Source organism: Rhodococcus sp. NPDC019647 (genome assembly GCF_044389235.1).
GTDB lineage: Bacteria > Actinomycetota > Actinomycetes > Mycobacteriales > Mycobacteriaceae > Rhodococcus_F > Rhodococcus_F oxybenzonivorans.
On sequence record NZ_JBIRXS010000006.1, the window covers coordinates 205,813 to 214,558 of the forward strand.

General features: G+C 65.5%; 8 protein-coding genes. 2 read left to right on the plus strand and 6 right to left on the minus strand.

Going from position 1 to position 8,746, the window contains the following annotated elements; all coding sequences use genetic code 11:
* Window positions 1-51: 51 nt before the first annotated feature.
* On the plus strand, window positions 52-759 hold the full coding sequence (locus ACH49N_RS15270; RefSeq protein ID WP_358273037.1) for a GTP pyrophosphokinase family protein: 708 nt from the start codon (window positions 52-54) through the stop codon (window positions 757-759).
* Here the strand turns inward: ACH49N_RS15270 and ACH49N_RS15275 are convergent.
* The 3 genes from ACH49N_RS15275 to ACH49N_RS15285 are packed head-to-tail and all read right to left on the minus strand — an operon-like array spanning window position 746 to window position 4,864.
* A complete protein-coding gene (locus ACH49N_RS15275) occupies window positions 746-2,215 on the minus strand; it encodes an MFS transporter (protein WP_358273035.1) in 1,470 nt (489 codons plus the stop codon). The genes ACH49N_RS15270 and ACH49N_RS15275 overlap by 14 nt on opposite strands.
* Before the next feature lies 1 nt (window position 2,216).
* Window positions 2,217-3,476 (minus strand): serine hydrolase domain-containing protein, encoded by a 1,260-nt coding sequence (locus ACH49N_RS15280; protein ID WP_358273034.1) that lies wholly within the window; start codon window positions 3,474-3,476, stop codon window positions 2,217-2,219.
* 14 nt (window positions 3,477-3,490) lie between these two features.
* The gene (locus tag ACH49N_RS15285; RefSeq protein ID WP_358273032.1) at window positions 3,491-4,864 is read right to left on the minus strand and encodes a hypothetical protein; all 1,374 of its coding nucleotides are present in this window, start codon (window positions 4,862-4,864) and stop codon (window positions 3,491-3,493) included.
* Between ACH49N_RS15285 and ubiG the strand changes: the two genes are divergently transcribed.
* The gene (gene ubiG / locus ACH49N_RS15290) at window positions 4,857-5,681 is read left to right on the plus strand and encodes a bifunctional 2-polyprenyl-6-hydroxyphenol methylase/3-demethylubiquinol 3-O-methyltransferase UbiG (RefSeq protein ID WP_236603213.1); all 825 of its coding nucleotides are present in this window, start codon (window positions 4,857-4,859) and stop codon (window positions 5,679-5,681) included. The genes ACH49N_RS15285 and ubiG overlap by 8 nt on opposite strands.
* Here ubiG and ACH49N_RS15295 read toward each other — a convergent pair.
* The 3 genes from ACH49N_RS15295 to ACH49N_RS15305 all read right to left on the minus strand — a co-directional run bounded on the left by ACH49N_RS15295 (window position 5,678) and on the right by ACH49N_RS15305 (window position 8,622).
* Window positions 5,678-6,526: a 3-hydroxybutyryl-CoA dehydrogenase gene (locus ACH49N_RS15295; protein WP_358273030.1), complete on the minus strand. Its 849-nt coding sequence runs from the start codon at window positions 6,524-6,526 to the stop codon at window positions 5,678-5,680. The two genes, ubiG and ACH49N_RS15295, sit on opposite strands and share 4 nt — an antisense overlap.
* Before the next feature lie 75 nt (window positions 6,527-6,601).
* Complete coding sequence (locus tag ACH49N_RS15300) at window positions 6,602-7,762, minus strand: acyl-CoA dehydrogenase (RefSeq protein ID WP_109333462.1); 1,161 nt, start codon at window positions 7,760-7,762, stop codon at window positions 6,602-6,604.
* A gap of 161 nt (window positions 7,763-7,923) precedes the next feature.
* Complete coding sequence (locus tag ACH49N_RS15305) at window positions 7,924-8,622, minus strand: TetR family transcriptional regulator (protein WP_358273265.1); 699 nt, start codon at window positions 8,620-8,622, stop codon at window positions 7,924-7,926.
* Window positions 8,623-8,746: the final 124 nt, after the last annotated feature.

Genomic DNA, 8,746 nt, shown 5'->3' on the forward strand with positions numbered 1-8,746 from the left:
CCGACCTCTATAAGCGGAGGCCCTCATTCCGCAACCGGTACCATCGAGCGCATGGCGACACCGGGACCGGACGTGGCACGTGACGCCAGTGGACAGGCTCAGCAGGATCTGCGAGATCTCCTGGAGTTCGACCAGCGCCGCGAGTTCACTCGCTTCCTGATGTCGTACAAATTCGGGATCGACGAGATGATGACCAAGATCAACATCTTGAAGGACGAGTTCACCTACATTCACGACTACAGTCCGATCGAACATGTGAAGTCGCGCCTGAAATCGGCGGACAGCGTCCTCGGCAAGACCGCCCGCAAAGGACTCCCGCTCACCCTGGACGCGATCCGCGCGAACATTCACGACATCGCCGGAATCCGCATCACCTGCAGTTTCATCCGAGACGCATACCGAATCAGTGACATGCTCACCGGTCAGCAGGACATCACCGTGGTGGCGGTCAAGGACTACATCGCGGAACCCAAGGCCAACGGCTACCGCAGTCTCCACCTGATCGTCGAGGTGCCCGTTTTCATGTCCGATCGAGTGGAATCGGTACGCGTCGAAGTCCAGATCCGGACGGTGGCCATGGATTTCTGGGCCAGTCTCGAGCACAAGATTTTCTACAAATACGACAAGGCGGTCCCCGAGGCGCTGCTCGACGAGTTGAGAGACGCCGCCGACGTGGCCCGGCACCTCGACGTGAAGATGGAGGGCTTGCACGAGGAAGTGCGCGGGCCCGGCACCACACTGCGGGTCATTCAGGACTAGTCCCGGACCGGACGCTGGTCGGTTGTACCGCGGGGCCGGTGACGTCGCAATGTGGTTGGCAGGCAACGGAATCTGGGGGAACCTGTGCGGGCGCCGCCGGCGTGCGAATGAGGGCGGCTGCGATGATCGCGCCGACGACAAGCATGGCGACGCACAGGTACATCGCTATCCGGAAGCCCTGCGAGAAGCTGTCGGGTTCGGCCAGGCTGGCAGCGTCGATCCCGGCGAGGCCCGGCAGCGCGGCCACGGCGAGTAGCTGGCTGGTGCGCGCGACGGCGTTGTTGACCCCGGACGCGATACCGGCCTGCTCGACGGGAACCGATCCGAGAACCGCGGTGGTCAGCGGGGCGACGATGGCCGACAGTCCGAGTCCGAACACGATCACGCCGGGCAGGACGTCGGACCAGTACGACGCCTCGGCCCCGATCCGTGTCATGAGGAGGAGGCCGACGGCCGCGAGCGCGGGGCCGATCGTCATCGGCAGTCGGGGACCGTGGTTCTGCGAATAGCGACCGGCGCGGGAGGAGAGGGCCAGCATTGCGAGGGTGATGGGCATGGTGGCAAGGCCGGCGGCAACGGGCGAATACCCCGCCACCAGCTGAAGCTGCATCACCAACAGGAAGAAGACCCCACCGATCGCCGCGTACACGGCGAAAGTCACCAGGTTCGCTGCCACGAACATGCGGGACGTGAAAAGCGCGGGCGGCACGAGGGCATCGGGGGATCGGCGTTCCACCACGACGAACGCGGTGAGCGCCACGGCCCCGCCCACACCGGCGATCGGATTCATTTCGATCAGCCCGTAGGTGAGGGCGCCCAGCCCGAACACCGCGAACACCGACCCGAGGACATCCAGATGATCCGGCGGATGAGGGTCGCGGCTTTCGGGTATGTGGCGAATAGACGCCCAGATGACCACGGCGGCCAGGGGAACGTTCAGGAAGAAAACGGATCGCCACCCCGCCACTTCCACCAGCCACCCGCCGAGCAACGGCCCGATCGCCCCGGCCACCCCGCCGAGTCCGGACCACAGTCCGATCGCAGCACCGCGGTCGTCCTCGTGCAGGGACGCCGAAATCAAGGCGAGACTTCCCGGAGTCAACAGCGCGGCTCCGATTCCCTGAAGAATGCGGGCGACCACCAGAAAGGTGATGTCGGGCGCGAGGCCGCACAGCACCGACGCCACGGTGAACCACACTGTCCCCCAGACGAAGACACGTCTGCGGCCCCAGCGGTCGCCGAGAGCCCCACCCAGCAGAATCAAGGACGCCAACGCCAGGGTGTAACCACTGAGGGTCCACTGCAAACCCTCGACACCCGACCCGAGATCCTCACCGATGTGCGGCAACGCGATGTTCACCACCGTGCCGTCCAGAAGGGCGAGGCCGGAGCCGAGGACGGTGGCGACGACAACCCAACGGCCCTGTCGCGTGTTCAACCGAAGAGCCGCCGCCATGTCAGGCTCCGGCCGGGATGCCCGGAGCGTCGTCGGGAGCGAGATACGCGCCGATTTTCCGGAACAGAATATCGGCCTCGTTCTTGTACGCACCGGTGTCGTCGAACGCGGCTTGGTCATAGGTGACGGCCACGGCGATCGCGATCTTCTTCGACGGCAAGTACGCCTCGGCCGCCGCATATCCGCTGAAGAGGGGATTCTGCATCAACCAGTTGCCGACGATGGGCTGCCCGAGGCCGTAGGTGTAGTCGTCCGATTGCGGGAAGCACGTGGGACAGCCGGGCAGCGCGGTCGTCTTGCCCCGCAGGTCCGTCGAGATCATGGCCTCGTAGGACTCGCGGGAGAGGAGTTTGCCTGTGCCGATTGCTATCGCAGTCTCGTGGAGGTCGTAAATGTTCGAGGTCTGGATGGCGCCATGGGTGATCGTCCACGACGGGTTCCAGAATGTCGATTCCTCGTAAAACGAGGTGCCGGGTGGAATTTGCAGTGCCTCCCGTCGCTCGGACGAGAACGCGTGCAGGACCGGTTCGGTGATCGCCGCCGTCCCCGGATCCGTGGTGTTGTCCAGGCCGAGTGGACCGAGCACCTTGTCCTGCATGAGCGTCGTCATCGGCTGACCGGTGATCTTCTCGAGCGCCAACCCGAGAATGACGTAATTGGTATGAGCGTAGTTCCAGTTGGTTCCGGGCTCGTAGAGCAGTGGCTTGGAGGTGGCGTAGGCCAGAAGTTCTTCGGGGGTCCAATTACGGAAGGGGTCGGCGTAGATCGCCTTGTCGAAGTCGGTATTGCCGAGCACGTAATCGACGTAGCCCGAGGTCATCTGGGCGAGCTGACGGAGCGTCACGCGGTCGGTGTGGGGAATGTCGGGCAGCCACGTCGACACCTTGTCGTCGAGGCTCACCTTTTTCTCGTCGACGAGTTGGAGCAGCAGCGTGGACACGTACGAGATGGCTACCGCGCCGTTGCGGAAGTGCATGTCGGTGGTTGCCGGCACTCCCGTCATCGACTCGCCGACGGCTTCGGTGACGATTTCCTTGCCGTCCACCGTGACACGGACGATCACCGCCCGTAGGTGGGCCTGCGCCATCGCGTCGCGCACGATCGTCATCACCCCGGCCGCCTGCGCCGGATCGGCGGATTCCGTTCCCGACGCGGCCGCGCTCGCCGAGGTGGCCGGGCCCGTCCCCGGATCGGTGGTCGTGCACGCAGCTCCCAGAGCCAGGACGCACGCCAACAGGAAAGCCCGCCGATGAAGTGCCATGAACCAGCTTGGCACTATCGGGCCGGTCGGCGCTGGAGATAGGCGATCGCCAGCCCGCACGCCACCACCGCGACCACCGGAGCCGCGGTCGACATTCCGTCCCACGCGCTCGGTTCGAACGTGGAATCGCCTCGCTTCAGGGGCGTATAGGCGGTCCAACCGAAATCGGCTGTCAAGGGAATCGCGAACACCGCCGGTCCAGCCAGCGACGTGGTCACCACGGGTGTGCTCGACGGCAGGCTCGCTGTCAGGGTGAACGCGGCGGCGGTCGGCAGCAGAAGCACCACGGCACCGGTCTGCAGATTGTCCCAGCGCGCCGTGTCGAAGACCGCCGACACCGCCACGAGGGTGAGCGCCGCGATGCCGAACAGGGGTTGGGTCAGACTCCGGCCGAGTGCCGCGCCGAGCGCCAAGAGTGCGGCGGGAACGAGTAACCACAGCCACGAATCCGTGAACCAGGCCGTCTGCGCGCCCTCACTCGCCGCGATGAACGCCGTCGCCGCGAGAAGCACTGTTCCGGTGCGGTTCTCCAACCACACTGCCGCGGCGATGACGACCGGGACCAGAGCGACCCCGAGTATCCACCGATCCTGCACTGCGGGGCCGGTACCCAGAGCATCGATCGCCCGGACGAGCTGCCAGTACAGCAGCAGTCCGAGCACAGGCAGGATCAATCCCACCACCAGCGGCCTTGTGGGGCGGTCGGGCGAGGACTCCGACGACGCGTCGAAGTCGCCGGACTGTAGCGCGACCACCACCACGATCGCCGTCACGGCGAGGAACGCCAGGGCGAGCAGATCCGTGTTGTGCTGCGGCTCGGACAGGTAGTCCGCGTACCTCGAGGGCACAGCGGTGGAGTGCCGGTACTGGTCGAGTGGTCCCGCCAGGAGCAGCCCGCCGACCACGCCCGCCGCGAGGGCGGTCTGGAGTCGGGCGCGGTCGCTCGCGCCGGACAGACCCGCCAATCCGCCCAGCAGAAGTCCCACACCGATCCCGTTGGTGTACAGCACGAACGGCGAAGACCCGACCACCGGGCCGATCGCCAGAAGCGTCAGGCCGGACACCGCCGACATCGCCAGGCCGAGTCGGGAGCGCAGGCGTGCGGCCACCACCACGGCGACGAGCGCGCCGAGGACTGCGCCGACGACGCCGCTGGTGTACAGCGTCCCGTCGCGGGAGCTCACGATCACGAACGCGTACTCGGTGGGCATCGGCGAGGTCGATGCCACGCCGACGGTGAACCCACCGAGCACCATGCCGACGTGTGCGGCCCGGATTGTCATGGAACGAGCATTGCGCACACCCGCCGGGTTGAAGAGATCGACGCGCAGGGGAAGGGTGGACCGTGTCTTCGTGCGTCCTGGGTCGGGAAGGTGGTCCGTGGTCATCGACAACGACGTCTACAACCGTCGAGGCGAGTCGTGGTGGGAGGAGGACAACCCACTGAACTTGCTGCACGGGAGCCTCACGCCGGGACGTTTCGCATACTTCCGCACGGTGCTCACCGAGCATCTGGGGTCGGACTATCGCGGTCTCTGCGCACTCGACGTCGGCTCCGGCGGCGGATTTCTCGCCGAGGAGTTCACCCACATCGGTTTCCGGGTGGTCGGGGTCGACCCGTCGGAGGTGTCGATCGCTACGGCGCGCCGGCACGCCACCGACGCCGATCTGGACATCGAGTACCGCATCGGTGCCGGGGAGAAATTGCCGGTGCCCGACGCCTCGTTCGACGTCGTCTACTGCTGCGATGTCCTCGAACACGTCTCCGATCTCGACGGCGTGATCGCCGAGACGGCCAGGGCGCTGAAGCCGGGTGGTCTGTACCTGTTCGACACCATCAACCGGACCTTCGTCAGCAAACTGGTGGCCATCAAGATCATGCAGGAATGGCGTATGACCAGAATGTTCGATACACCCATCCACGACTGGTCCATGTGCGTGCGGCCGCAGGAACTGGAATCCGTGATGAAGCGGCACGGGCTGCGACTCGGAGAGGTCGTCGGACTCGGGCCGCGGTCGAAAAATCCACTGCGCCTCCTCGACCTCGCCCGGGCAGGCGGACGAACACTGACCTACGGAGAGCTGAGCCGGCGACTCGACTTCGGGCAGGTGCGCAGCACCGCCATCTCCTATATGGGGTACGCGGTCAAGAACGGCGAAAGCCCGCCGCGACGTCGCGACGGGCTCCCGCAGACACGGAACTAGCTGTAGTCGTAGAAACCCTTACCGCTCTTCTTGCCCAGGTGTCCCGCATCGACCTTGCGCTTGAGCAGCGTCGGCGGGGCGTAGTGGGGCTCGGCGAACTCGGCATACAGCGACTCCGCCGCGGCCAGGGTGATGTCGAGGCCCACGGTGTCGATGAGGGTCAGCGGACCCATCGGGTAGCCGCAGCCGCCCTTCATCGCCTCGTCGATGTCCTCGGCGGTGGCGTAGCCCGACTCGAGCATGCGGACCGCCGACGTGAGGTACGGGATGAGGAGCGCATTGACGATGAATCCCGCGCGGTCGCCGGCACGCACCGTCTTCTTGCGCAGGGTGTTCTTGACGTAGTCGGTGACTACGGTGACGGTCTCCTCGGAGGTGACCAGGCTGACCACGATCTCGACCAGCGGCATCACCGGAACCGGGTTGAAGAAGTGGATACCGACGACCTGTCCGGGGCGCTGCGTGGCGTTGGCCATCTTGATCAGCGGGATGGACGACGTGTTCGACGCCAGGATGCCGGACGGCTTCACGATCTTGTCGAGCTTCTGGAAGATGTCGGTCTTGAGCGACTCGATCTCCGGTGCAGCCTCGATCACGAGATCGCGGTCCGCGAAGTCGTCGATGTCGAGGGTGACGCGCACGCGGGCGAGGGCGGCGTCCGCGGCGTCCTGGTCGAGCTTGCCTGCCTTCACCGCTCGGGCCAGCGATTTCTCGATCCGACCCTGCGCGGCCTCGGCGTACTCCTGCTTGGTTTCGAGGATCAGCACCGAGCTACCGGCCTTGATACATACTTCGGCGATGCCGGCGCCCATGGTGCCGCCGCCGATCACTCCTACTAGTTCCACGATTCTCCTTAGTCATGCCCGTGCGCCTTTTTGGTAGCGGCAGCTACCAAAAAGGCGCACGGGCGGCGTAGCCGCCTACTTCAACAGGGCACGCGACATGACGACGCGCTGGATCTGGTTGGTGCCTTCGTAGATCTGGGTGATCTTCGCATCCCGCATCATGCGCTCGACCGGGAAGTCCGTGGTGTAGCCGGCTCCACCGAACAGCTGGACTGCGTCCGTGGTGACCTCCATGGCGACGTCCGACGCGAAGCACTTGGCGGCGGCGGAGATGAAACCGAGGTTCTTCTCGCCACGCTCCGCGCGGGCGGCGGAGGTGTACACCATGAGGCGCGCGGCCTCGACCTTCATCGCCATGTCGGCGAGCATGAACTGCACGGCCTGGAAGTCGCTGATCGACTTGCCGAACTGTTTGCGGTCCTTGGTGTACGCGATTGCCGCGTCGAGAGCGCCCTGCGCGAGGCCGACGGCCTGCGCGCCGATGGTCGGCCGCGTGTGGTCGAGGGTCTGCAGCGCCGTCTTGAACCCGGTGCCGGGCTCGCCGATGATGCGGTCTCCGGGGATCTTGCAGTTCTCGAAGTACAGCTCCGCGGTGGGTGAGCCCTTGATGCCGAGCTTCTTCTCCTTGGGGCCGACGACGAAGCCCTCGTCGTCCTTGTGCACCATGAACGCGGAGATGCCGTTGGCACCCTTGTCGGCGTCGGTGACGGCCATGACGGTGTACCAGCTCGACTTGCCGCCGTTGGTGATCCAGCACTTGGACCCGTTGAGGATCCAGTCGTCACCCTCCTGCTTCGCGCGGGTGCGCATGCTCGCGGCGTCCGATCCGGCTTCGCGCTCGGAGAGAGCGTACGAGGCCATCGCCTCACCGGAAGCCAGCTGCGGCAGCACCTGCTGCTTGAGCTCCTCGGAGCCGTTGAGGATCAGGCCCATGGTGCCCAGTTTGTTCACTGCAGGAATCAGGGAGGAGGAGCCGCAGACGCGGGCGACCTCTTCGATCACGATGCAGGTGGCGACCGAGTCGGCGCCCTGGCCGTCGTACTGCTCCGGAACGTGAATGGCATTGAAACCCGAGTTCACGAGAGCGGTGAGCGCTTCCTCGGGGAACCGCGAGTCCTCGTCCACTTCCTTCGCGTATGGCGCGATCTCCTTCTCGGAGAGCGCGCGGATCGCGGACCGCAGTTCGTCGTGCTCTTCTGCGAGCTTGAACAGATCGAAGTCCGGATTTCCGGCCATGTTGGCGCTCCTTGTCGATTGCAACGGCATCGAACTCGAGCGGCACTCCGTGCCAGGGCTATCTTCGGCCACGCGTGCCACAATGTTCGTCGTCGGGCATAGTACTGCTAGTACTGTGCAGTCAACCACGGCACTGAGTGCCAGTCAAGAGTGACGGCGCCTCAGGGATGACGCTGCGACAACTGCGCCGCGATGCCATCCGTAATCTTGTCCACCGGGGTCCCCGGCGGATACGACACGACAACCACCGCATTCTGTTCCCGCGACGGCGCGCCCGCGGCGACCCCGAACGTCCGGCGAACGTCGAGCAGGGCGCGTTCCAGCGCATCGGCGGTGGCCGCCGGGTCACCCTTGATCATGTTCCGCAGGAGATGGTTGTGGCACGCGGTGACGGCGGCCGCGAATCCGATCACCTTCAATACCGGCTCGGTAGGGACCACGTTCCGGAGGTAGTCGACGAACAATCGCTCGTACCGCACGCCGGTCACGATCTCACGGTCGCGCAGCGCCGGGACGCGCTGCACCACCCGGTACCGGCGCTCGGACAGTTCCCGGTTTTCCTGAAACCGGTCGAACACCAGGCAGGCGGTGCTGCAGACCGCCGCCCACGGGTCGTCGGATTCCGACGTCAGGTAGTCGCCCGCCTGCTGGAGCAACGATTCGTGGTCGGCGAAGATCACGTCTTCCTTGGAGCGGAACTGACGGAAGAAGGTGCGGCGGGACACGCCCGCGGCCGTCGCGATCTGCTCGACGGTGGTGGCCTCGTAGCCGTTCTCGGCGAAGAGACGAATGGCCTGCGTGACGACATGGACCCGGAAGTCCGCCGCATCGATCCCTGGGGTGTCGAGTCGCTCGGGCATGGCCTCAGTATCCATCGGTGCCGAACCTGCCGTTTTCTGGACGCCGGTGCTCCGCGGGGCGGATACTCGTAAATAGTGTGTCCGTCCTGGTGAGGGCGGGGCGAGGTTGAGTTCGAGTGTGCCC

What these genes read in the sequence shown, in the direction of transcription:
- ACH49N_RS15270 (WP_358273037.1), top strand. Translation starts at nt 52, where the DNA reads ATGGCGACACCGGGACCGGACGTGGCACGTGACGCCAGTGGACAGGCT.
- ACH49N_RS15280 (WP_358273034.1), bottom strand. Translation starts at nt 3,476, where the DNA reads ATGGCACTTCATCGGCGGGCTTTCCTGTTGGCGTGCGTCCTGGCTCTG.
- ACH49N_RS15275 (WP_358273035.1), bottom strand. Translation starts at nt 2,215, where the DNA reads ATGGCGGCGGCTCTTCGGTTGAACACGCGACAGGGCCGTTGGGTTGTC.
- ACH49N_RS15300 (WP_109333462.1), bottom strand. Translation starts at nt 7,762, where the DNA reads ATGGCCGGAAATCCGGACTTCGATCTGTTCAAGCTCGCAGAAGAGCAC.
- ACH49N_RS15285 (WP_358273032.1), bottom strand. Translation starts at nt 4,864, where the DNA reads ATGACCACGGACCACCTTCCCGACCCAGGACGCACGAAGACACGGTCC.
- ACH49N_RS15305 (WP_358273265.1), bottom strand. Translation starts at nt 8,622, where the DNA reads ATGCCCGAGCGACTCGACACCCCAGGGATCGATGCGGCGGACTTCCGG.